The organism is Streptomyces sp. NPDC047022, from assembly GCF_040644155.1.
GTDB lineage: Bacteria > Actinomycetota > Actinomycetes > Streptomycetales > Streptomycetaceae > Streptomyces.
The window spans coordinates 47,816-70,834 of the sequence record NZ_JBEYVV010000021.1 but is presented as its reverse complement, the minus strand read 5'-3'; the positions used below and the strand labels follow the sequence as shown (position 1 = coordinate 70,834).

The following is a 23,019-nucleotide window of genomic DNA, read 5'->3' as shown; positions in this document are numbered from 1 at the left end:
CGGGTGTACGGACGCATGGCGTACCCCGGATGGTTGCCCCGCAACGATACGATCAAGCCAAAGCCCAGTCGCTTTTAGGTCGATCCAGTGACTTTTCCCAATAACAAACAGTCATAAAGCGGAATGGAAAAATCACCTTCCGCTTTCTCGCGATCGGATTCGGTCAGACGTGAGTAGGGCCGACCGGTGCGAGCAGAGCCGGTCAGGCCGTGGTGCCCACGGGCTCCTCCGGCTCCGGTTCGCCCACGAAGGTCCTCCACAGCCGTGCGTACCGGCCGCCGAGCGCAAGCAGCTCCTCGTGGGTGCCCTCCTCGGCGACCCTGCCGTGGTCCATCAGCACCACGCGGTCCGCGCGGGCGGCCGTGGTCAGCCGGTGGGCGACGACAAGTGTGGTGCGGCGCCCGGCCAGACGGTCCGTCGCCCGGTTGACCTGTGCCTCGGTGGCCAGGTCGAGCGCCGCGGTGGCCTCGTCCAGCAGCAGGATGTCCGGGTCGACCAGTTCCGCGCGGGCCAGGGCGATCAACTGCCGCTGTCCCGCGGACAGATTCCGGCCACGCTCGGCGACCTCGTGCAGATAGCCGTCCGGAAGCCGGGCGATCATGTCGTGCGCGCCGACCGCCCGGGCCGCGGCCTCCACCTCGGCATCGGTCGCGTCCGGACGCCCATAGGCGATGGCGTCCCGGACTGTCCCCGGGAACAGGTACGCCTCCTGGGGAACGACCCCGAGCCGGTGCCGGTACGAGGTCAGGTCCAGCGAGCGCAGGTCGGTGCCGTCGATGAGGACCCGGCCGCGCGTGGGGTCGTAGAACCGGGCCACGAGCTTCACCAGGGTCGACTTTCCCGCACCCGTCTCTCCGACGAAGGCGACGGTCTGCCCGGCGGGAACGGTGAGGCTGACGCCGCTGAGCGCCTCCTCGTCGTCACCGTAGGCGAAGGCGACGTCCTCGAACGTGATGTCACCGCGCAGCGACACCACTTCCTGCGGCTCGTCGGCGGCCCTCGTCGTGGTCGGCTCCTGGAGCAGTTCCTGGATGCGGCCCAGCGACACCGTGGCCTGCTGGTATCCGTCGAAGACCTGCGACAGCTGCTGGACCGGCGCGAAGAACAGGTCGATGTACAGCAGATAGGCGACCAGCGCGCCGGTGGTGAGCGTCCCCGCGTCCACCCGGTGCGCTCCCACGATCAGCACGGCCGCCGCCGCCACCGAGGACAGCAGCTGCACGAAGGGGAAGTACACGGATATCAGCCACTGCCCGCGTATACGGGCCAGGCGGTAGCCGTCACTGCCCTGGGCGAATCGCCGGCCGCCCTCCCTCTCACGCCCGAACGCCTGAAGGATCCGCAGCCCGGAAACGGACTCCTGGAGGTCCGCGTTGACCCCCGAGACACGCTCACGGGCCAGCTCGTACGCCTTCACGCTCGCACGGCGGAAGAAGACGGTCGCCACGATCAGCGGCGGCAGCGTGGCGAAGACCACCAGCGCCAGCTGCACATCGAGCACCAGCAGCGCAACCATGATCCCGAAGAAGCTGACGACGGAGACGACCGCGGTGACCAGACCCGTCTGCAGGAATGTCGACAGCGCGTCCACATCGGTCGTCATCCGGGTCATGATCCGGCCGGTCAGCTCGCGCTCGTAGTAGTCGAGCCCCAGCCGCTGGAGCTGCGCGAAGATCTTCAGCCGGAGCGCGTACAGGACGCGCTCGCCGGTCCTCCCGGTCATATGCGTCTCGCCGAACTGCGCCGCCCACTGCACCAGGACCGCGAGCAGCGCGAGCAGCGACGCGGCCCAGACCGCGCCGAGGGCCATCCGGGAGACGCCCTTGTCGATGCCGTGCCGGATCAGGATCGGCAGCAGCAGGCCCATGCCCGCGTCGAGCGCGACCAGGCCCAGGCTGGCCAGCAGGGGCAGGCCGAATCCGCGCAGCAGCCGGCTGAGGCCGTACGACTCCTCCGGCCGGACCGCGCTCGCCTCGTCGACACCGGGGGTGTCGGTGGCCTCGGGAAGGCGCTCGACCTGGGCGAGGAGTTCGGGTGTCGCCGGGGACCCGGACAGTGCCCGGTCCTTGGGCTCCCGGTCGCCGGTCCACAGATGCGGGGTCACCCCGCGCTCGGCGTCGAACTCGGCGTCCAGCTCCTCCCGGACGCTGGTGTCCTCCCTCGGAGCGGCGGGCAGGGCGTGGCCCGGGGAGACACCGCCCAGCTCGTCCGGGTCGGTCAGCAGCCGCCGGTACAGCTTGCTGCGCGCCTGGAGCTCCTCGTGCGTGCCGATGTCGGCGAGGCGCCCGGCGTCGAGGACGGCGATGCGGTCGGCGAGGTTGAGGGTGGAGCGCCGGTGCGCGATCAGCAGCGTCGTACGGCCCTCCATGACCTGCTTGAGCGCCTCGTGGATCTCGTGCTCGACCCGGGCGTCCACAGCCGAGGTCGCGTCGTCCAGGACGAGGAGACGCGGGTCGGTGAGGATCGCGCGGGCCAGCGCGATCCGCTGGCGCTGGCCGCCGGAGAGGGTGAGGCCGTGCTCGCCGACCTTGGTTTCGTATCCGTCGGGCAGCTCGGCGATGAACCGTTCGGCCTGGGCCGCGCGGGCGGCCTGCTCGATCTGCTCGTCGCTCGCCCCGGGACGGCCGTAGGCGATGTTGTTGCGGACCGTGTCCGAGAACAGGAAGGAGTCCTCGGGGACCAGCCCGATCGCGGCGCGCAGCGACTTCTGGGCCAGCTCACGCACATCGTGACCGCCGACGAGGACGGCGCCGTGCGTGATGTCGTAGAAGCGCGGCAGCAGCAGGGAGACGGTCGACTTGCCGGACCCGGAGGAACCGACGACCGCGAGGGTCTCGCCGGGCCGGATCTCGAAGGACAGCCCGTCGAGGACCGGCCGCCCGTCACCGTAGGAGAAGGAGACGTCGTCGAACTCGACCGTCGCGGGGGCGTCGGCGGGCAGCTCCTTGGTCCCGTCCCGCAGCGAAGGCTCGGTGTCGATCAGTTCCAGGACCCGCTCGGCGCCCGCGCGGGCCTGCTGGCCGACCGTGAGAACCACGGCGAGCATGCGGACGGGGCCGACGAGCTGGGCCAGATAGGAGGAGAAGGCGACGAACGTGCCGAGCGTGATGTGGCCGCCAACCGCGAGCCAGCCGCCGAGCCCCAGCATGGCCACCTGGCCGAGCGCGGGCACGGCCTGGAGGGCGGGGGTGTACTTGGCGTTCAGCCGTATGGTGCGCAGCCGGCCCGCGAACAGCCGGTGCCCGACCTCGCGGAGCTTGCCCGTCTCCTGCTCCTCCTGCCCGAAGCCCTTCACCACGCGCACACCGCTGACGGCACCGTCGACCACACCCGCCACGGCGGCGGCCTGCGCCTGCGCGTACCAGGTGGCCGGGTGCAGCCGGACGCGGCTGCGCCCCGCGATGAACCACAGGGCGGGCGCGACCGCCAGGGCCACCAGGGTCAGCGGCAGCGACAGCCACGCCATGATCACCAGGGATATCAGGAAGAGCAGCAGGTTCCCGATCGTCATCGGGAGCATGAAAAGGAGCCCCTGGATGAGCTGGAGGTCGCTGGTGGCGCGGCCGACGACCTGCCCGGTCGACAGCTCGTCCTGACGTCGCCCGTCGAGCCGGGTGATCGTCGCGTACATCTCCGTGCGCAGGTCGTGCTGCACATCCAGGGCGAGCCTGCCGCCGTAGTAGCGGCGGATGTAGGTGAGCGCGTAGACGACCACGGCCGCGCCGATCAGGCCACCCGCCCAGGGCCCCATGGACCGGGTGTGGTTGCCGACGACGTCGTCGATGATCACCTTGGTGATCAGCGGGACGAGGGCCATGACCGCCATGCCGGCCAGGGAGGACCCGAGCGCGAGGACGACGTCCTTCGGGTAGCGCCATGCGTACGCCGCCAGCCTGCGCGCCCAGCCGCGAACTTCCCCCTCGTGCGCTGCCACGCCCGTCCCTTCCTGTCGATCTGTTCCGGTGTGCTCTGCTCAGCTCCGCCGCAAGGCACCAACACGGAAGGCGACGGATTTCATCCCGCCGAGCCGGCGTTTCCGGGAGTGAAGGCGCTCGGCCGTCCGGATGAGTAAAGGATTCGTATAGAGATTCACACGGTATGGCACAGGAATAGTCAGCCCAGCCAGAGCAGAACCACGGAAGGCAGGTCCGCGTGGCTTTCGGAAGCCGGCTGCGGGAGCAGATCGCCGCACAGGGAACAACACCGCTGATCGGTGTCTACGACATGTACTCGGCGTCGATCGCGGCGCGGCACTACGACGGGCTGTTCGTGTCAGGCTTCGGATTCGCCGCCGCGTACTACGGTCTGCCGGACATCGGCTTCATCGCCTGGCCGGACATCGTGGCGTTCGTCCAGCGGCTGCGTGGCGCCTTTCCCGGCCACCATCTCCTCGTGGACATCGACGACGGGTACACGGACCCGGAAGTGGCCGGCCTCGTGGTCGAGACGCTGGAGCGGCTCGGCGCCTCGGGGGTGATCCTGGAGGACCAGCAGCGGCCCCGGCGCTGCGGGCACGCCGACGGCAAGCGGATCCTGCCGCTGGCGGAGTACCTCGACAAGCTGGAGATGGTGCTGGAGACGCGCCGGGACCTGGTGGTGGTGGCCCGTACGGACGCCACCGAGGAGCAGGAGATCCTCGCCCGGGCCAAGGCTCTGGCGGCCACCTCCGCCGATGTGGTGCTGGTCGACGGGGTGCGCAGCGTGGAGTCGATCCAGCGGATCCAGGACGTGATCGGTGACAAGCCGCTCCTGTTCAACCAGATCGCCGGGGGCAGGTCGCCGCGGCTGTCGCTCGCCGAGCTGTCCGAGCTCGGGGTGGACGCCGCGATCTACAGCACGCCCTGTCTGTTCGCCGCCCATGAGGCGATTGAGGCGTCACTCACCGGGCTCAGGGAGTCCGGCGGGCGGCTTCCGTCCATGGACCGGGCGGGCGCGGTGGGCGTGGAGGCCGCGACCGAGCTGCTGGAGAAGAACCTCGCGCGGACGCGGCCCCCGGAGGTGCGCGTGACCGGGTGAACCGGTCACGCGTCCTGCGCGGCGGAGTGCGGCAGGCGTACGCGCAGCGAGTACAGGCGGGTGATCTGTGCCGGGTTCTGGTTGTCGTCGCTGACCAGCAGCAGGCTCAGCCGTCCGTGCCGGACGCCGGTGACGGTCATGCCCTCGATGTTGTCGAGGAGCGGATTCGGCTGGGGCTGCCTGGCCCTCGCGCCCAGCGAGGGGCAGTCGGCCAGATCGGCGAGGAGCGTCTTGCGGGCGAGGCGCACCCCGGCCTGGCCGGTCAGCGTGTCCACACGGCTCGTGTCGGTGGCGTGGCGCAGATCCGCCAGATAGAGGCGGACCGTGTTGCCGTACCCGGCGGTGAACCCGCGCTCCAGCACGAGCAGCCGGCCGTCGGGGGCCGCCGCGGTCTCCGAGACGCCGAGGCCGGTGTCGGTGCGGTAGCCGTACTGGGCCGCGAGCCCGAAGTGCTTCCCGTGCCGCGTCCAGGTCTGGAACCGGACGACGCCGGGTGTGTCGCCGCTGAGCGAGCCCTCCATGCCGGCCAGCAGGGTGTGGCCGCCGGGCAGCAGGGTCAGGCCCTCGAAGGTCAGGTTCGAGGTGGCGCGCCCCGCGGGAGCGACTCGGAGCGCGTCCGGCACCGGCAGCCGGTCGAGGATCTTGCCGTCGCGCGAGTAGCGCCGTACGGACGGCTCGGTCTCGGAGGTGATGAGCAGGGTGCCGTCCCGGTCGACGGCCAGGCCCTCGGAGTCGAGCGGGGCGCCGTTCTCGTCGGCGAGGCCGACGACGCCGGTGGGCTTCAGGGTCTTCGGGTCCAGGGTGAAGAGCGAGGAACGGTCGGAGAGCGCGGCGATCCCTCCGGCGGGGGTCCCCCCGCCCGGACGAAGCCGGGAGTGGGGGAGGCCGACGGAAAGCGCGGAGAGATTGCCGACGAACGTGCCGTCGTACGTCGTCTTGTCGAGGGCGTCCGAGAAGCCCTCGATGGCGACGGCGGAGGAGCAGGAGTGCGCGGTGGTGCCGGTCGCTGCGGCCGTGCCGCTCGTGGCGGCCGCCGGAGACGAGGCCGCGGCCAGGGTGGCGGTGACGGTGACGAGGAGGGTTCTCAGGCGCATGCGGTCACCGTAGTGCCGTGAGGGGGGCGCGGGGGTGGACCGGTGGTGAACTCCCCCTTGAGCATGGGGAGTTCACCGGTGAGGTGAGCCGGTCAGCTCGCCGGGACCGCCGGGATGGCCTCCTGGGGCCTGCTGGTGGGCACGTATTTGCTCGTCGCGGAGGTCGTCGGCACCAGGTCCTTGTGGATGGCCTTGGCCACGTTCTGGATGGTGGTGACGCCGTAGTCCATGGTGCTGTTGTCCTCGGTGAGCACCGTGATCATGTAGTCGTGTCCGCGGCCGTTGAACGTGCCGACGCTGTGCACGCGCCAGCCGTGGGTGGACCGCTGCAGCCAGCCGTTCTTGACGTGCACGGAGACACCGGAGGGCGTGCCCGCGGGAGTGCCCCAGCGCTGCGAGGAGACGACCTTCCCCATCAGATTCAGGATGTACGCACGGGAGTTGTCGCTCAGCACGGAGTTCTTGGCGGTGATGAGCCCCAGCAGCTTCTGCTCGTCCTGAACGGTGATCTGGGTCAGGCCCCAGTAGCCGTCCTCGCCCGGCTTGGTCTGGGTCATGCCCGCGGCCGAGAGGAAGCCCTTGATCTTCGTCATGCCGAGCTGCTTCCACAGCGCGGTGGTGGCGTCGTTGTCCGACTGCGTGATCATCGCCGTGGTGAGGCTGACCTCGCGGTCGGTGAGATAGCGGTTGCTCTTCTTGGCGTCCCACAGCAGCGTGGAGAGCACGGTGACCTTGACGACACTGGCCGAGTCATAGGCGGAGGTGCTCCGCAGGGAGCAACTGGTCTTGGTGGAGCGGTCGTAGAGGCCTACGGCCACGGTCCCGTTGCGTCCCGCGAGGGCCGCGGTGATGTCTTTCTGGAGTGCGGCGGCCAGGCCGGCCTTGCCCGAGGTGCAGCTGACCGTCGGCGGTGTGGCGGCGGCGGGTGCGGCGGCCGCCACGGTCGGTATGAGCACTCCGGCGCCGAGGCTCGCGCAGAGCACTCTGGCACGCCGGGAAATCCAGTGAGTCACGAAAGTCCCCCATCGGCTTGCATGGATTCGGGCGTACTCCTGGCACGTCCGAACCGCATGACTCATGAGTACGGGTGAAAGGTTGCACGATACGTGGCGCCGACCGTGCCCCCTCAGCCGAGGTGGCCCGGCTCAGTCCAGGTGCGTCGGCGCGAACATCCGCAGCACCGCCGGGAGAACGACGACCGAGGGGCCCGGCTCGGAGAGAGCCCTCGCCAGGTCCTGCTCAAGGGTCTCGGGGGTCGTGCGGACTCCCGGGACGCCGAAGGACTGTGCCAGGGCCGCGAAGTCGGGGCGGGTCAGCTCGGTGCCCACCGCCCGGCCGAAGGCGTCCGTCATGTACTCGCGCAGGATGCCGTAGCCGCCGTCGTCGACGATCAGCCAGGTCACGTCGAGGTCGTACTGCCGCGCCGTCGCGAGTTCGGAGATGGAGTACAGGGCGCCTCCGTCGCCCGAGACCGCGAGGACCGGGCGGGTCGGGTCCGCGACGGCCGCCCCGAGCGCGGCCGGGAAGCCGTAGCCGAGGCCGCCGGCGCCCTGGGCCGAGTGCATGGTGTTCGCGCCCCGCGCGTCGAACGCCGACCAGGCCCAGTACGCCAGGATCGTCATGTCCCAGAAGGACGGGGAACCCGAGGGCAGGGCACGGCGCACGGACGCCAGCACGTCCTGTTCCAGGGCCAGGTCCTGGGAGGCGATCCGGTCGGACACCCGGTTCAGCAGCGCCCGTACGCGCTCCGGGGCCGTGGGATCCTTCCGCTCGGACACCGTCTCGAGGAGCGCCTGGAGCGCGAGGCGGGCGTCGGCGTGGATGCCGAGAGCGGGGTGGTTGGACTCCAGTTTGCCGAGGTCCGCCTCGATCTGGATCACCCGGCCGCGCGGCCGGAACGTGTGGTAGTTCGAGGAGAGTTCACCGAGGCCGGAGCCGACGACCAGGAGTACGTCGGCGTCCTCGAGGAAGTCCGTGGTGTGGCGGTCCTCCAGCCAGGACCGGAGGGACAGCCGGTGCTTCCAGGGGAAGGCGCCCTTGCCGCCGGGGGTGGTCACGACGGGGGCGTCGAGCTTCTCTGCGAGCCGCAGGAGCTTGCCCGAGGCGTCCGCCCGCACCACTCCCCCGCCCGCGATGATCGCGGGGCGCTCGGCGCGGGACAGCAGATCGGCGGCGACGGCGGTCAGTTCGGGGCGCGGGGGCCGCTCGTCCGGGGTGGCGTCCACCGCCGTCACCACCGGCAGGGTCGTTTCGGTGAGCAGCACGTCCTGCGGGATCTCCACCCACACCGGTCCGTGCGGAACCGTCAGCGCGGACTTCCAGGCCTCCGCGAGGGCGGACGGGATCTGGGAGGGGGTGCGGGCCATGTGGACGGACTTGACCACGCCGCGGAACGAGGCCGCCTGGTCCGGCAGTTCGTGCAGATAGCCGTGACGGCCGCCGCCCAGGCCCGCCGCCGGGACCTGGCTGCTGATCGCCAGGACCGGGGCCGAGGCCGCTGCCGCCTCCTGGAGCGCGGCCAGCGACATCAGCGCGCCCGGTCCGGTCGACAGCAGGAGCGGGGCCGCCTCTCCGGTGATCCGGCCGTACGCGTCCGCCGCGAAGCCCGCGTTGTTCTCCGTCCGCAGCCCGATGTACCGCAGACCGGAGCGGCCGAGCGCGTCGAACAGGCCCAGCGCGTGCTGGCCGGGCAGTCCGAACACCGTTGTCGCGCCGAGCCCGGCGAGCGTCTCCACGACCAGGTCCCCGCCGGTGCGGCCGGGCGGAGGATTCAGTGCCGCCTCGGCCTGTGCCGCCGTGGGGCGCAGGACCAGGTCGTGGTCGTGGGTCACTTGGTCCCGTTCTCCTCACCGGTGCGGGCCGCCGCGATCTGACGGCTCATGATGGTCGTCAGCTCGTACGCGGTGTGGGAGGCGGCCACCGAGGTGATCTCCGCGTGGTCGTACGCGGGCGCCACCTCGACGACGTCCGCCGAGACCAGGTTGCAGGAGGCCAGGCCGCGCAGGATCTCCAGTAGCTCGCGCGAGGTCATGCCGCCGGCCTCGGGGGTGCCGGTGCCGGGGGCGTGCGCCGGGTCGAGGCAGTCGATGTCGATGGAGATGTACAGCGGGCGGTCGCCGATGCGCTGGCGGAGCTGATCGGCGACCTCGTCCGCGCCGCGCCGGTAGATGTCGGCGGACGTGACGATGCCGAAGCCCATCTTCTCGTCGTCGGTGAGGTCCTGCTTGCCGTACAGCGGGCCGCGGGTGCCGACGTGGGACAGCGCGGAGGTGTCGAGGATGCCCTCCTCGACGGCGCGGCGGAAGGGGGTGCCGTGGGTGTACTCGGCGCCGAAGTAGGTGTCCCAGGTGTCGAGGTGGGCGTCGAAGTGCAGCAGGGCGACCGGGCCGTGCTTCTTCGCCACCGAGCGCAGCAGCGGCAGGGCGATGGTGTGGTCGCCGCCGAGGGTCATCAGGCGGGCGCCGGTGCCGAGCAGGTCGTCCGCGGCGGCCTCGATGGTCTCCACGGCCTCGTTGATGTTGAACGGGTTCACGGCGATGTCGCCGCCGTCCGCGACCTGGGCGAGGGCGAAGGGGGAAGCGTCCTGGGCCGGGTTGTACGGGCGCAGCAGGCGGGAGGCCTCGCGGATGGCGTTGCCGCCGAAGCGGGCGCCGGGGCGGTAGGAGACACCCGAGTCGAAGGGCACACCGACCACGGCGACGTCCGCGGTGCCGACCTCGTCCAGGCGGGGCAGCCGGGCGAAGGTCGCGGGGCCCGCGTACCGCGGGATTCGGGAGGAGTCGACGGGGCCGCGGGGCGTCTCGTTGCTGCTCATGGGCGTAGTGCCTTCTTTCTCACGCTTTCTCACGCTCATCGCGTACACGCTGCTTCGCCTTCGACTCTAGGTCGCGGGACAGCGGATGCGAAGTGTACGTTTCCTCTATTCGAGCGTGGCTGGATGGAGGAAACGCACATCATGCCGGACGTCCACGCGGCAGCGGCTCCGGCGGGCCCGGCGGTGCCGCCCACCCCGCCGGTCCCGCTGTCGGCCCTGCTGGCCCGTGAGGACCTGGCCCTGCGGCAGATCGCGGGGCCCCCGGCGGGCGATGTCGTCATCCACTGGGCGCACGCCTCGGAGATGGCCGACCCGTACCCGTATCTGCTCGGCGGCGAGCTGCTGCTGTCCGCCGGAGTCCACATCCGGGGGGACGACATCCAGCGGGACGGCATCCAGCGGGACGAGGCGGACCGCTTCGACGGCTACGTCTCCCGGATCGTGGCGGCGGGCGGTGCCGCCCTCGGCTTCGGGCTCGCCCCGGTCCACGACAGGGTCCCGCCCGGCCTGGCAGCCGCCTGCGACGCGCACGGGCTCCCGCTCCTGGAGGTGCCGCCGGGGACCACGTTCTCGGGTGTGGCACGCGCGGTGTGGCAGCTCATGGCCGAGGCGCGCCTCGCGGAGCTGCGGCGGGTCTCCGAGGCCCAGCAGAGCCTGGCCGCCGCGGCGGCCAGGCCGGATCCGGTGCCGTCGGTGCTGCAGCGGCTGGCGCGGTGGACGTCGGGCTGGGCGGTGCTGTACGGGCCGGACGCGACGCCGAGCACGACGGCGGGACGGCTTCCCGCGGCCGAGGCGGAGGAGGGGATGGCACGGCTGGCGGGGGTGGTGAGTCAGGGCGGTGCGCCGGGGCCCGGCGGCACGGCAGAGCCCGGAGGGTCCGCCGGGCGCCCGTTCCCGTCCTCCGCGGCCGACACCGTCGCCGGCACCCACCTCGCCGCCTACGCCCTCGCTCCCGGCCACGGCTTCGTCCTCGGGGTCGCCTCCCCGCGGCGCGAGCCCGGGGACCACACCATCGCCTCCGTCGCGGCGGTCCTGCTGTCCCTGCTCACCGGCGAGCACCTGAGCGGGGCGGGAGCGGCGCGCACGACCGCGCTGGTACGGCTGCTGCTGGGAGCGGCGCCGGAGGAGGTGGCGCCGCTGCTCGGCGCCGAGCGGTGGCTCGTCGTGCACGCCTGCCCGGACATACCGGCAAGGCGGGACCCCCAGGGCGCCCTGGTCGCCTCCGCGCTCGGCGCCGCGCTCGGCTCCGCGCTGGTCGACCTCGCCGACGGGGTCATCCGTGTCCTCGTCCCGCACGACCGCGCACCGGCCCCGTACCCCGGCTGGACCCTCGGTGTCAGCGCACCCGTCGCCCCGCACGACTGGCCCGTCGCCGACGCCCAGGCGGCGCGTGCCCTGGCGCGCGCCCGCGCGACCCGGGTGCCCCTGGTCCGCCACGGCGGCGGGGCCGGGCTCACCGACCTCGTCCCCCGTGAAGAGGCCGAGGCACACGCCCGGGCCCTGCTCGCGCCGATCGCCTCCGCCCCCGCGCTGACCGAGACCCTGCGCACCTGGCTGTCCCTGCACGGCAGCTGGGACCGTACGGCCGTGGCCCTTTCGGTCCACCGCAACACGGTCCGCGGGCGCATCGCGCGCTGCGCCGCGCTGCTGGACGCGGACCTGGACGATCCCGATGTACGCATGGAGCTGTGGTTCGCGCTGAAACAGCCTGGCGCAGCCGGTCCTGACGCGGAGTGACACGCGTCCCACGGTCCGGGACGGCGGACGCTCGCGCAGGAGGCACCGGCAGAATGGTTGCCATGCCGATACCCGGGATCCCCAGCCGTGCCGAGCTCATCGCCCACCTCGTACGGACCCGTATCGCGGGCGACGTCGCGACCCCGCGCGAGAACAACCTCTCGCACTACCGCAAGCTCGCGAACGGCGACCGCCACTACTGGCTCGGCCTGGAACTCGGCGACCGGTGGAGCGACGAGCAGGACGTCCTCGCGGTCATGGCGGAGCGCTGCGGTGTGAGCGACGACCCCGAGCACCGGTACGGGCAGGACACCATCGACCCGGAGCTGACGGTCGACGCCCTGGACCGGCTCGCCGCGCGGCTGCGCAAGGCCGCCGCCGGGAAGCAGCGGGTCCTGCTGGCCACCGGTCACCCCGGCGGACTCCTCGATGTGCACCGGGCCACCGCCGCCGCGCTGCGCGCCGCGGGCTGCGAGATCGTCGTCATCCCGGACGGGCTCGTGACCGACGAGGGGTACGTGATGCAGTTCGCGGACGTGGCCGTCCTCGAGCACGGCGCCAGCCTCTGGCACACGCACTCCGGCGAGCCGATGCACGAGATCCTCAGGGGCCTGGACCGCGAACGGCGCCCGCTGCCCGACCTGGTGGTCGCCGACCACGGCTGGGCGGGCCGTGCGGGCCGGCTCGGGATCGACGCCGTCGGGTACGCCGACTCCAACGACCCGGCGCTGTTCCTCGCCGAGGCGGAGGGGACGGTCCAGGTGACGGTGCCCCTGGACGACCATGTCACGAGCCCCCGCCACTACGACCCGATGACGGCCTATCTGCTCAACGCGGCGGGACTGGCCTGACGGTCCGGCGGAAACGCCACGTGGGGCCCTTGCGGTGGGAGGGCCCCATGCGCGGCCGGATCACCGCGGAATGCGGACCACGCCCTCCTGGATCACCGAGATCGCCAGCCGGCCGTCCTGGGTGTAGATACGGGCCTGGCCGAGGCCGCGCCCGCCGTGCGCCGACGAGGACTCCTGGTCGTACAGGAGCCACTCGTCGGCCCTGAACGGGCGGTGGAACCACATCGCGTGGTCCAGCGAGGCCCCGACGACATCGCCGACGGCCCAGCCGCCGCGGCCGTGCGCGAGCAGGATGGAGTCGAGGAGCGTCATGTCGGAGACGTAGGTGGCGAGGACGACGTGCAGCAGCGGGTCGTCGTCCAGCTTGCCGTTGGTGCGGAACCACACCTGGGAGTGCGGCTCGCGCGGCTCGCCGAACTTGCCGTACGGAGGCTCGTCGACGTAGCGCAGGTCGACGGACTCACGCGCCTCCAGCAGCCTCTCCACGACCGCGGAGGGCAGATGGGAGTAGCCGCGCAGCCGTTCCTCGGAGGTCGGCAGCGTCTCGGGGTCCGGGGCGGGCGGCATCGGGGTCTGGTGGTCCATGCCCTCCTCGTACGTCTGGAAGGACGCGGAGAGGTGGAAGATGGGCTGCCCGTGCTGGACGGCGACCACCCGTCGGGTGGTGAAGGAGCGGCCGTCACGGATGCGGTCGACCGTGTAGACGATGGGGGCGCCCGGGTCGCCGGGACGCAGGAAGTAGGCGTGCAGGGAGTGGGCGGACCGGTCCTCCGGGACCGTACGCCCGGCGGCGACCATCGCCTGGGCCGCCACCTGCCCGCCGAAGACCCGCGGGACGATGGCGGACCGGGACCGGCCGCGGAAGATGTCCTGCTCGATCCGCTCGATGTCGAGCAGATCGAGCAGGGACTGGAGTGCCTGGCTCATACGTCGGTCTCTACCGCCTCGTATGTCGGTTCCCACCGCGCGGTGGCGTGGCCGGGCGCAGCCTCGGCCGGCTGCTGCCGACGTCGGTTGCCGCCGCGTCCACCGCGCGGTGACCTCGCGGGTTCTCGAGCCAGTCTTACAGGCCCATGTCCTTGGCGATGATCGACTTCATGATCTCGCTGGTGCCGCCGTAGATGCGGTTGACGCGGTTGTCGGCGTACAGGCGGGCGATCGGGTACTCGTTCATGAAGCCGTAGCCACCGTGCAGCTGGAGGCAGCGGTCGATGACACGGTGGGCGACCTCGGTGCAGAACAGCTTGGCGCTGGCGGCCTCGGCGGGGGTCAGCTCGCCGGCGTCGAGGGCCTCCGTCACGCGGTCGGCGACGGCCTCGGCGGCATCCACCTCGGCCTGGCAGGCGGCCAGTTCGAACTTGGTGTTCTGGAAGGACGCGACGGGCTGGCCGAAGACGGTGCGCTGCTGGACGTACTCCTTGGCGAACCGGACGGCGGCCTTGGCCTGCGCGTAGGCGCCGAAGGCGATGCCCCAGCGCTCGGAGGCCAGGTTGTGACCGAGGTAGTAGAAGCCCTTGTTCTCCTCGCCGAGGAGGTCCTCGACCGGCACCTTGACGTCGACGAAGGCCAGCTCGGCCGTGTCGGAGGTCTTGAGGCCGAGCTTGTCCAGCTTGCGGCCCACCGAGTAGCCCTCGGCCTTGGTGTCCACGACGAACAGGGAGATGCCGTGACGGCGGTCCTCCGCGGTGGGCGCGGCCGTACGGGCGCAGACGATCATGCGGTCGGCGTGCACGCCGCCGGTGATGAAGGTCTTGGCGCCGTTGAGGACGTAGTGCGTGCCGTCCTCGGAGAGCTTGGCGGTGGTCTTCATGCCCGCGAGGTCGGAACCGGTGCCCGGCTCCGTCATCGCGATGGCCCACATCTCCTCGCCGGAGACGAACTTCGGCAGGTAGCGCTTCTTCTGCTCGTCGGTGGCGAGCAGCTTGATGTACGGCAGGCCGAGCAGCACGTGCACGCCGGAGCCGCCGAAGTGGACGCCCGCGCGGGCCGTCTCCTCGTAGAGGACGGCCTCGAACTTGTAGGAGTCTATGCCCGCGCCGCCGTACTCCTCGTCGACACGGATACCGAAGACGCCGAGCTCGGCGAGCTTGTAGTAGAAGTCGCGCGGCGCCTGGCCCGCGGCGAACCACTCGTCGTAGACCGGCACGACCTCGGCCTCGATGAAGGCGCGCAGAGTCTGCCGGAACGCCTCATGATCCTCGTTGAACACCGTACGGCGCACCGCCGCCACCGCCCTTCTTCACGCCTGAACCGGCGCCGCTCTCGCGTACCTGGTTGCTCGCCGTCCGGGTTCCTCAATCGATGGTTGCGGCCCCATGGCTAAGCGCTTGCTCAGTCGTAGGTTACCGGCCAGTCACGACGGTCGTCCAGAGCAACCAACGCGTAACGCTCGTCACGCTCACGGAGCGGCGGGCTCAGTCCGTTCCGGCGGCCTCGAAGGCGCCGCGGGCCATGCGGTGCAGCAGCTGAGCCGTCGCCCCGCGCCCCGGCAGCGCTCCCGGGCGTCCCAGATGCGGGGTCGAGTTGAGCAGGCCGAAGACCGAGTGCACCGCCGAGCGGGCGGACGGCTCCGCGAGCTGTGGATACATCTGGCGCACGACCTCCACCCACAGCTCGACGTACTGCCGCTGAAGCTGGCGCACGAGCTTGCGGTCACTGTCCCGCAGGCGGTCCAGCTCGCGGTCGTGCAGGGTGATCAGGGGCCGGTCGTCGAGCGCGAAGTCGATGTGCCCCTCGATGAGCGAGTCGAGGACCGCCTCGGGGTCGCGCCCCGCGGGCTCTCCGTCGAGCTCGGCGACCCGCCGCCTGGCCCCGGTCAGCAGTTGCCCGCTGATCCCCACGAGCAGTTCGGCGAGCATGGCGTCCTTGCCGGCGAAGTGCCGGTACAGGCCCGGGCCGCTGATGCCGACCGCGGCCCCTATCTCGTCGACCCCTACGCCATGGAAACCGCGCTCGGCGAACAGCCGCGCGGCCTCCTTGAGGATCTGCTCGCGACGGGTGGGAGCGTCGGTTCTCGTGGCCATGAAATCGATTCTAGACAGGGAGGTTAGCGGTCGTTAACCTGAAGGAAATGCGTTAACGCTCATTAACACCGTGAGGGGACCGCACCATGCAGGAGGCACCGGAGCTGACGAGCGCGGCAGACCCCGCGTCGGAGGCCTGGCGAGCCAATGAGGAGGCGCACCGCGCCCTGGGCGAGGAGCTGCGCGCCAAACTGGCCGCGGCCCGGCTGGGCGGTGGCCAGAAGGCCCGTGCGCGGCACACGTCGCGCGGCAAGCTGCTGCCGCGCGACCGGGTGGACACCCTGCTGGATCCGGGGTCGCCCTTCCTCGAACTGGCACCCCTCGCGGCCGACGGGATGTACGACGGGCAGGCGCCCGCCGCCGGCGTGATCGCCGGGATCGGGCGGGTCAGCGGACGTGAGTGCGTGATCGTCGCCAATGACGCCACGGTCAAGGGCGGCACGTACTACCCGATGACGGTGAAGAAGCACCTCCGGGCCCAGGAGGTCGCGCTCGAGAACCGCCTTCCCTGTGTCTATCTGGTCGACTCCGGAGGCGCCTTCCTGCCCATGCAGGACGAGGTCTTCCCCGACCGCGAGCACTTCGGGCGGATCTTCTACAACCAGGCCCGGATGTCCGGCGCCGGGATCCCCCAGATCGCGGCCGTCCTCGGCTCCTGCACGGCGGGCGGGGCGTATGTCCCCGCGATGAGCGACGAGGCCGTGATCGTGCGCGGCCAGGGCACGATCTTCCTGGGCGGCCCCCCCCTGGTGAAGGCGGCCACAGGTGAGGTGGTGACGGCCGAGGAGCTGGGCGGCGGCGAGGTCCACTCGCGGGTGTCGGGCGTGACGGACCACCTGGCGGAGGACGACGCGCACGCGCTGAGGATCGTGCGCACCATCGTCTCCACGCTCCCCGCCCGGGGACCCCTGCCCTGGGAGGTCGTCCCCTCCGAGGAGCCGAAGGCGGATCCTTACGGGCTGTACGGCGCGGTGCCGGCCGACTCCCGCACCCCCTACGACGTACGCGAGGTCATCGCGCGCGTGGTGGACGGATCGCGGTTCGCCGAGTTCAAGGCGGAGTTCGGGCAGACCCTCGTCACCGGATTCGCCCGTATCCACGGACACCCGGTCGGGATCGTCGCCAACAACGGCATCCTGTTCTCCGAGTCCGCCCAGAAGGGCGCCCACTTCATCGAGCTGTGCGACCAGCGCGGCATCCCGCTGGTGTTCCTGCAGAACATCTCCGGCTTCATGGTGGGACGGGACTACGAGGCGGGCGGCATCGCCAAGCACGGCGCCAAGATGGTCACGGCCGTCGCCTGCACGCGCGTACCGAAGCTGACGGTCGTCATCGGCGGCTCGTTCGGCGCCGGCAACTACTCGATGTGCGGCCGTGCCTATTCCCCGCGCTTCCTGTGGATGTGGCCGAACGCCAAGATCTCGGTGATGGGCGGCGAGCAGGCCGCCTCCGTCCTCGCGACCGTCAAGCGCGACCAGCTGGAGGGGCGCGGGGAGACCTGGCCCCAGGAGGACGAGGACGCCTTCAAGGCTCCGATCCGCGCCCAGTACGAGCGCCAGGGCAACGCCTACTACGCGACGGCCCGCCTCTGGGACGACGGCGTGATCGACCCGGTGGAGACCCGGCAGGTGCTGGGCCTCGCCCTGACCGCATGTGCCAACGCGCCCCTGGGTGACCCCCAGTTCGGCGTCTTCCGGATGTGAGGGGGAGCCATGTTTGACACGGTGCTTGTGGCCAACCGGGGCGAGATCGCCGTACGCGTCATCCGTACGCTGCGGTCGATGGGCGTGCGCTCGGTGGCCGTCTTCTCCGACGCCGACGCGGACGCCCGGCACGTCCGTGAGGCCGACACGGCGGTACGGATCGGCCCGGCGTCCGCCGCCGAGAGTTATCTGTCGGTGGAGCGGCTGCTGGAGGCCGCCGCCCGCAGCGGGGCCCAGGCGGTGCATCCGGGGTACGGCTTCCTCGCGGAGAACGCCGCGTTCGCGCGCGCCTGCGCCGAGGCGGGGCTCACGTTCATCGGGCCTCCCGCGGACGCGATCGCGCTCATGGGCGACAAGATCCGCGCCAAGGAGACGGTCCGGGTGGCCGGGGTCCCGGTGGTTCCGGGATCCAGCGGAAGCGGGCTCACGGACGCCGAACTGGCCGACGCCGCACATGAGATCGGCATGCCGGTGCTGCTCAAGCCGTCGGCGGGCGGCGGCGGCAAGGGCATGCGGCTGGTACGGGACGCGGGGCTGCTGTCCGACGAGATCGCCGCCGCCCGGCGCGAGGCACGCGCCTCCTTCGGCGACGACACGCTCCTCGTGGAGCGCTGGATCGACCGCCCCCGGCACATCGAGATCCAGGTACTGGCCGACGCCCACGGGAACGTGGTGCACCTCGGCGAGCGCGAGTGCTCCCTCCAGCGCCGGCACCAGAAGATCATCGAGGAGGCGCCGAGCGTGCTCCTCGACGAGGCCACGCGCGCGGCGATGGGCGAGGCGGCCGTGCAGGCGGCGCGCTCCTGCGGGTATCGGGGCGCGGGCACGGTGGAGTTCATCGTGCCGGGCGCGGACCCCTCGGCGTACTGCTTCATGGAGATGAACACCCGCCTCCAGGTGGAGCACCCGGTCACCGAACTGATCACGGGCCTGGACCTGGTGGAGTGGCAGCTGCGGGTGGCCGCGGGCGAGCCCCTGCCCTTCGAGCAGAAGGACATCACGCTCACCGGGCACGCGGTCGAGGCCCGTATCTGCGCCGAGGACCCCTCCCGGGGCTTCCTGCCCTCGGGCGGCACGGTGCTGTCGCTGCACGAGCCCCAGGGCGACGGTGTGCGCACCGATTCGGGCCTGACCGAGGGCACCGAGGTCGGCAGCCTGTACGACCCGATGCTCTCCAAGGTCATCGCCCACGGCCCGGACCGTGCGACCGCGCTGCGCAAGCTGCGGGCGGCCCTCGCGCAGACGGTCACCCTGGGCGTGCAGACCAACGCCGGGTTCCTGCGCCGACTACTGGCCCATCCCGCGGTCGTGGCTGGCGAGCTGGACACCGGGCTGGTGGAGCGTGAGGTGGACGGCCTCGTCGCGGTCGAGGTGCCGGAGGAGGTGTACGAGGCGGCGGCGGCCGTACGGCTGGAGGCGCTTCAGCCGCGCGGGAAGGGCTGGACGGACCCGTTCTCCGTGCCGAGCGGCTGGCGGCTCGGTGGCGAGCCACGGCCCGTGGCCTTCCCGCTGCGCGTGTCCGAACCGGTGGAGTACGCCCCGAGAGGCACGCACACGGTCACCGAGGACCAGGTCTCGGTGGTGCTGGACGGGGTCCGCCACACCTTCCACCGCGCGGCCGACTGGCTGGGCCGCGACGGCGACGCCTGGCACGTGCGCGACCACGACCCGGTCGCCGCGTCGCTCAGCGGTGCCGCGCGCTCCGGCACCGACTCGCTGACCGCGCCCATGCCGGGCACGGTGACCGTCGTGAAGGTGGCGGTCGGGGACACGGTGGCCGCCGGGCAGAGCCTGCTTGTCGTCGAGGCGATGAAGATGGAGCACGTCATCTCCGCCCCGCACGCCGGGACCGTCGCCGAACTCGGCGTCACCCCAGGCACGACGGTCGCCATGGACCAGGTGCTGGCCGTGGTCGAACCGCACGAGGACGAGCAGGACGAGCAGGCGGAATCGTCGGTGGACCAGCAGGCGGAGACGGAGGCTCGGGGATGACCGCTCAGGGACTGCCCATGGCCGTACCGGCCCAGGACCTGCCGGCGCGGATCCGGATCCATGAGGTCGGTGCGCGCGACGGTCTGCAGAACGAGAAGCGCGCGGTGCCGACGGAGGTGAAGGCGGAGTTCATCCGCCGGCTCGCCGGCGCGGGCCTGACCACCATCGAGGCCACCAGTTTCGTCCACCCCAAGTGGGTGCCCCAACTCGCCGACGCCGAGCAGTTGTACCCGTTGGTGGCCGATCTGCCGGTGGAGCTTCCGGTCCTGGTGCCGAACGAGCGCGGCCTGGACCGGGCGCTTGCACTGGGCGCACGCCGGATCGCCGTCTTCGCCAGCGCCACCGAGTCCTTCGCGAAGGCCAACCTCAACCGCACGGTGGACGAGGCGCTCGCCATGTTCGAGCCGGTGGTCCGGCGCGCGAAGGAGCAGAAGGCGCATGTCCGCGGCTATCTGTCCATGTGCTTCGGCGACCCGTGGGAGGGCCCGGTCCCCATCCACCAGGTCGTGCGCGTCAGCAAGGCGCTCATGGACATGGGCTGCGACGAGCTGAGCCTGGGCGACACGATCGGTGTGGCGACGCCGGGCCACGTCCTCGACCTGCTGTCCCAGCTGAACGAGGAGCGTGTGCCGACGAGCGCGATCGGCGTGCACTTCCATGACACCTACGGCCAGGCGCTCGCCAACACCCTGGCCGCCCTCCAGCACGGCGTGACGACCGTCGACGCCTCCGCCGGAGGCCTCGGCGGCTGCCCCTACGCCAAGTCCGCCACCGGCAACCTCGCCACCGAAGACCTCGTCTGGATGCTTCAGGGCCTCGGCATCGACACCGGGGTCGACCTGGACCGGCTCACCGCCACGAGCGTGTGGATGGCCGCCCACCTGGACCGGCCCAGCCCGTCCCGCACCGTCCGAGCCCTCTCCCACAAGGAATGACCGCCATGGATCACCGTCTGTCCCCCGAGCTGGAGGAACTCCGCCGCACGGTCGAGGAGTTCGCTCACGATGTCGTGGCGCCCAAGATCGGCGACTTCTACGAGCGCCATGAGTTCCCGTACGAGATCGTCCGCGAGATGGGCCGCATGGGCCTGTTCGGGCTGCCGTTCCCGGAGGAGTACGGCGGCATGGGCGGCGACTACCTGGCGCTGGGCCTCGCGCTGGAGGAACTGGCCCGGGTCGACTCGTCCGTGGCCATCACCCTGGAGGCCGGTGTCTCCCTCGGTGCGATGCCGCTCCATTTGTTCGGCACCGAGGAGCAGAAGCGCGAGTGGCTCCCCCGGCTGTGCTCCGGGGAGATCCTGGGCGCGTTCGGCCTGACGGAGCCGGACGGCGGCAGCGACGCGGGCGCCACCCGGACGACGGCCCGCCTGGACCCGGACACCGACGAGTGGGTGATCAACGGCACCAAGTGCTTCATCACCAACTCGGGCACCGACATCACGGGCCTGGTGACGGTCACGGCGGTCACCGGCCGCAAGCCGGACGGCAAGCCGCAGATCTCCGCCATCATCGTCCCGGCGGGCACGCCCGGATTCACGGTGGCGGCCCCGTACTCGAAGGTGGGCTGGAACGCCTCGGACACCCGTGAGCTGTCCTTCGCGGACGTCCGCGTCCCGGCCGCCAACCTGCTCGGCGAGGAGGGCCGCGGCTACGCCCAGTTCCTGCGCATCCTGGACGAGGGCCGTATCGCCATCGCGGCGCTCGCGACCGGTCTGGCGCAGGGCTGTGTGGACGAGTCGGTGAAGTACGCGAAGGAGCGGCATGCGTTCGGCCGCCCGATCGGTTCCAACCAGGCCATCCAGTTCAAGATCGCCGACATGGAGATGAAGGCCCACACGGCCCGTCTCGCCTGGCGCGACGCGGCCAGCCGCCTGGTCGCCGGTGAGCCCTTCAAGAAGGAGGCGGCTCTGGCGAAGCTCTATTCGTCCACGGTCGCCGTGGACAACGCCCGCGACGCCACCCAGGTCCACGGCGGCTACGGCTTCATGAACGAGTACCCGGTGGCCCGTATGTGGCGCGACTCCAAGATCCTGGAGATCGGCGAGGGCACGAGCGAGGTGCAGCGGATGCTGATCGCCCGGGAGCTGGGCCTGGTGGGCTGAGCCCGGCAGGCAGCCAAAGGGCCCGCGCCCCACAAGGCGCGGGCCCTTTGGCATATGAGGAGTGGTCAGGCGGACCCGGTTGCCCACTGCCCCACTGCTCCACTGCCCCACTGCCCCACTGCTCCACTGCTCCACTGCCCACTGGACAGAAAGTAAGGTTAGGCTAACCTAGCTTCGAACTTGCCCGGCGGACGCTCCGCCCCGTTCGAAAGCAGCCACACTCATGCCCAACGCCCGTGCCACCCGTCTCACCCGCCGCGGCGTCCTGGCCGCAGGCGGCGCCCTCGGCCTCGGCGCCGCGCTCGCGGCCTGCGGTGACGACAAGGGCAAAGGCACCGACCCTGACGGCGGCAAGGCCCCCGCCAAGTCCGGCCCCTGGACCTTCGAGGACGACCGCGGTCGGACCGCGAAGGCGGACAGGACCCCGTCGGCCGTCGTGGCGTACGTGGGTGTGGCCGCCGCTCTGCACGACTACGGCGTCAGCGTGAAGGGCGTCTTCGGGCCGACGAAGACCAAGGACGGCAAGGCCGACGTCATGGCCGGCGACCTCGACATCAGCAAGGTCACGATCCTCGGCAACGAGTGGGGCCAGTTCAACATCGAGAAGTACGCGGCCCTCGCCCCCGACCTGCTCGTCAGCACGGTGTTCGACAACACCGGAACCCTCTGGTACGTCCCGGAGGAGTCCAAGAAGAAGATCCTCGGCCTCGGCGCCCCCAGCGTCGGCATCTCCGTCTACGACCGTCAGATGACCCAGCCGCTGGAGCGCATGCTGGAACTGGCCAAGACGCTCGGCGCGGACACCAGGTCCGCCAGGATCGCTCAGGCGAAGAAGCGGTTCGAGGACGCCGCCGCCGGGCTGCGGGCCGCCGCCAAGGCCAAGCCCGACATCAGGGTGCTGGTCGGTTCCGCGAGCCAGGACGTCTTCTATGTCTCCGGCTCGAACCTCTCCGTCGACCTGGAGTACTTCAAGGCGCTCGGCGTGAACTTCGTCGAGCCCTCCCCCGCCGCGCTCAAGGCGAGCGGCGGCTGGTTCGAGAACCTGAGCTGGGAGAACGTCGACAAGTACAAGGCCGACGTCATCATGATGGACAACCGCGCCCAGGCGATCCAGCCCGCCGACATCACCGAGGCGACCTGGAAGAAGCTCCCCGCGGTCAGGACCGGCCAGGTCGTCCCACGCGCCGCCGAGCCCATCCTGTCGTACGACAAGTGCGCCCCGCTGCTCGAGAACCTCGCGAAGGCGATCGAGACGGCGAAGAAAGTCGGTTGACCCTGCCCGTTCCTCTGCGAACGGCCCCGGTTCGGTTCAACGCTCCTGGCCGTCACCCCACTTGTCGCCGCGAGGCGAGGGGCCGCGCGCCGTCCCAGCCGCCAAGTCGGCGCACGGAAGCCGCAATGTGATCTCCCGCACGTCACACCTGTTGACCCGTTGAGACGTTGACCCGAGGGTCAGTTGTGGCCATGCTGTGAATCCGCCTCGCGCGACCTTTACATCGACCTTACAAGTGCCACGCGAGGCGAAGCGAACACTCCACCGGCGGCCTGTCAGGTGCCCCCGGTGATCGCATGGTTCGGCGCTGCACGGGGGCGAGCAGGCGCGGGGGATGTTGGTGCCGCCGTGCTCGACGCGCGCCTGTGCGTGCCCTTGACGGGGATGGGCGTGGCACACACGTGAAACTTTCCAG

The 23,019-nt window shown here is 71.2% G+C and carries 16 protein-coding genes; 8 read left to right on the top strand and 8 right to left on the bottom strand.

What is annotated here, in order from left to right; all coding sequences use genetic code 11:
* Nucleotides 1–202: 202 nt before the first annotated feature.
* Nucleotides 203–3,934: an ABC transporter ATP-binding protein gene (locus ABZ845_RS21535; protein ID WP_360982018.1), complete on the bottom strand. Its 3,732-nt coding sequence runs from the start codon at nt 3,932–3,934 to the stop codon at nt 203–205.
* A 218-nt stretch (nt 3,935–4,152) separates the two neighbouring features.
* Here ABZ845_RS21535 and ABZ845_RS21530 point away from each other — a divergent pair, with 218 nt between their 5' ends.
* Nucleotides 4,153–5,016, top strand: coding sequence for an isocitrate lyase/PEP mutase family protein (locus tag ABZ845_RS21530; protein ID WP_360982016.1), 864 nt, complete (start codon nt 4,153–4,155; stop codon nt 5,014–5,016).
* Nucleotides 5,017–5,021: 5 nt separating this feature from the next.
* Here the strand turns inward: ABZ845_RS21530 and ABZ845_RS21525 are convergent, their stop codons facing one another.
* From ABZ845_RS21525 to speB, 4 genes are all read right to left on the bottom strand, one after another.
* The gene (locus ABZ845_RS21525; RefSeq protein ID WP_360982014.1) at nt 5,022–6,110 is read right to left on the bottom strand and encodes an esterase-like activity of phytase family protein; all 1,089 of its coding nucleotides are present in this window, start codon (nt 6,108–6,110) and stop codon (nt 5,022–5,024) included.
* Between the two features lie 92 nt (nt 6,111–6,202).
* The gene (locus tag ABZ845_RS21520) at nt 6,203–7,123 is read right to left on the bottom strand and encodes a serine hydrolase (protein WP_360982012.1); all 921 of its coding nucleotides are present in this window, start codon (nt 7,121–7,123) and stop codon (nt 6,203–6,205) included.
* Nucleotides 7,124–7,255: 132 nt separating this feature from the next.
* Complete coding sequence (locus ABZ845_RS21515) at nt 7,256–8,941, bottom strand: thiamine pyrophosphate-binding protein (protein ID WP_360982011.1); 1,686 nt, start codon at nt 8,939–8,941, stop codon at nt 7,256–7,258.
* Complete coding sequence (speB, locus tag ABZ845_RS21510; RefSeq protein WP_360982010.1) at nt 8,938–9,924, bottom strand: agmatinase; 987 nt, start codon at nt 9,922–9,924, stop codon at nt 8,938–8,940. Before speB ends, ABZ845_RS21515 begins: the two co-directional genes overlap by 4 nt.
* 123 nt (nt 9,925–10,047) lie before the next feature.
* Here speB and ABZ845_RS21505 point away from each other — a divergent pair, with 123 nt between their 5' ends.
* Together ABZ845_RS21505 and ABZ845_RS21500 are read left to right on the top strand one after the other, a co-directional pair.
* Nucleotides 10,048–11,661 carry a helix-turn-helix domain-containing protein gene (locus ABZ845_RS21505; protein ID WP_360982008.1) on the top strand — a complete coding sequence of 538 codons (1,614 nt, stop codon included), beginning with the start codon at nt 10,048–10,050 and terminating at the stop codon, nt 11,659–11,661.
* 62 nt (nt 11,662–11,723) lie between these two features.
* Nucleotides 11,724–12,512 (top strand): phosphatase, encoded by a 789-nt coding sequence (locus ABZ845_RS21500; RefSeq protein WP_360982006.1) that lies wholly within the window; start codon nt 11,724–11,726, stop codon nt 12,510–12,512.
* A gap of 60 nt (nt 12,513–12,572) precedes the next feature.
* Here the strand turns inward: ABZ845_RS21500 and tesB are convergent, their stop codons facing one another.
* The 3 genes from tesB to ABZ845_RS21485 form a co-directional block, all read right to left on the bottom strand.
* On the bottom strand, nt 12,573–13,439 hold the full coding sequence (gene tesB / locus ABZ845_RS21495; RefSeq protein ID WP_360982004.1) for an acyl-CoA thioesterase II: 867 nt from the start codon (nt 13,437–13,439) through the stop codon (nt 12,573–12,575).
* Between the two features lie 136 nt (nt 13,440–13,575).
* The gene (locus ABZ845_RS21490) at nt 13,576–14,733 is read right to left on the bottom strand and encodes an acyl-CoA dehydrogenase family protein (RefSeq protein WP_360982100.1); all 1,158 of its coding nucleotides are present in this window, start codon (nt 14,731–14,733) and stop codon (nt 13,576–13,578) included.
* A gap of 193 nt (nt 14,734–14,926) precedes the next feature.
* The gene (locus ABZ845_RS21485; RefSeq protein ID WP_360982002.1) at nt 14,927–15,535 is read right to left on the bottom strand and encodes a TetR/AcrR family transcriptional regulator; all 609 of its coding nucleotides are present in this window, start codon (nt 15,533–15,535) and stop codon (nt 14,927–14,929) included.
* 86 nt (nt 15,536–15,621) lie between these two features.
* Between ABZ845_RS21485 and ABZ845_RS21480 the strand changes: the two genes are divergently transcribed.
* The 5 genes from ABZ845_RS21480 (at nt 15,622) to ABZ845_RS21460 (ending at nt 22,604) form a co-directional block, all read left to right on the top strand.
* The gene (locus tag ABZ845_RS21480) at nt 15,622–17,238 is read left to right on the top strand and encodes a carboxyl transferase domain-containing protein (protein ID WP_360982000.1); all 1,617 of its coding nucleotides are present in this window, start codon (nt 15,622–15,624) and stop codon (nt 17,236–17,238) included.
* Nucleotides 17,239–17,247: 9 nt separating this feature from the next.
* A complete protein-coding gene (locus tag ABZ845_RS21475; protein WP_360981998.1) occupies nt 17,248–19,230 on the top strand; it encodes a biotin carboxylase N-terminal domain-containing protein in 1,983 nt (660 codons plus the stop codon).
* Nucleotides 19,227–20,165 carry a hydroxymethylglutaryl-CoA lyase gene (locus tag ABZ845_RS21470; RefSeq protein WP_360981996.1) on the top strand — a complete coding sequence of 313 codons (939 nt, stop codon included), beginning with the start codon at nt 19,227–19,229 and terminating at the stop codon, nt 20,163–20,165. Before ABZ845_RS21475 ends, ABZ845_RS21470 begins: the two co-directional genes overlap by 4 nt.
* A 5-nt stretch (nt 20,166–20,170) precedes the next feature.
* Nucleotides 20,171–21,331, top strand: coding sequence for an acyl-CoA dehydrogenase family protein (locus ABZ845_RS21465; protein WP_360981994.1), 1,161 nt, complete (start codon nt 20,171–20,173; stop codon nt 21,329–21,331).
* A 223-nt stretch (nt 21,332–21,554) separates the two neighbouring features.
* Nucleotides 21,555–22,604: an ABC transporter substrate-binding protein gene (locus tag ABZ845_RS21460; protein WP_360981992.1), complete on the top strand. Its 1,050-nt coding sequence runs from the start codon at nt 21,555–21,557 to the stop codon at nt 22,602–22,604.
* Nucleotides 22,605–23,019: the final 415 nt, after the last annotated feature.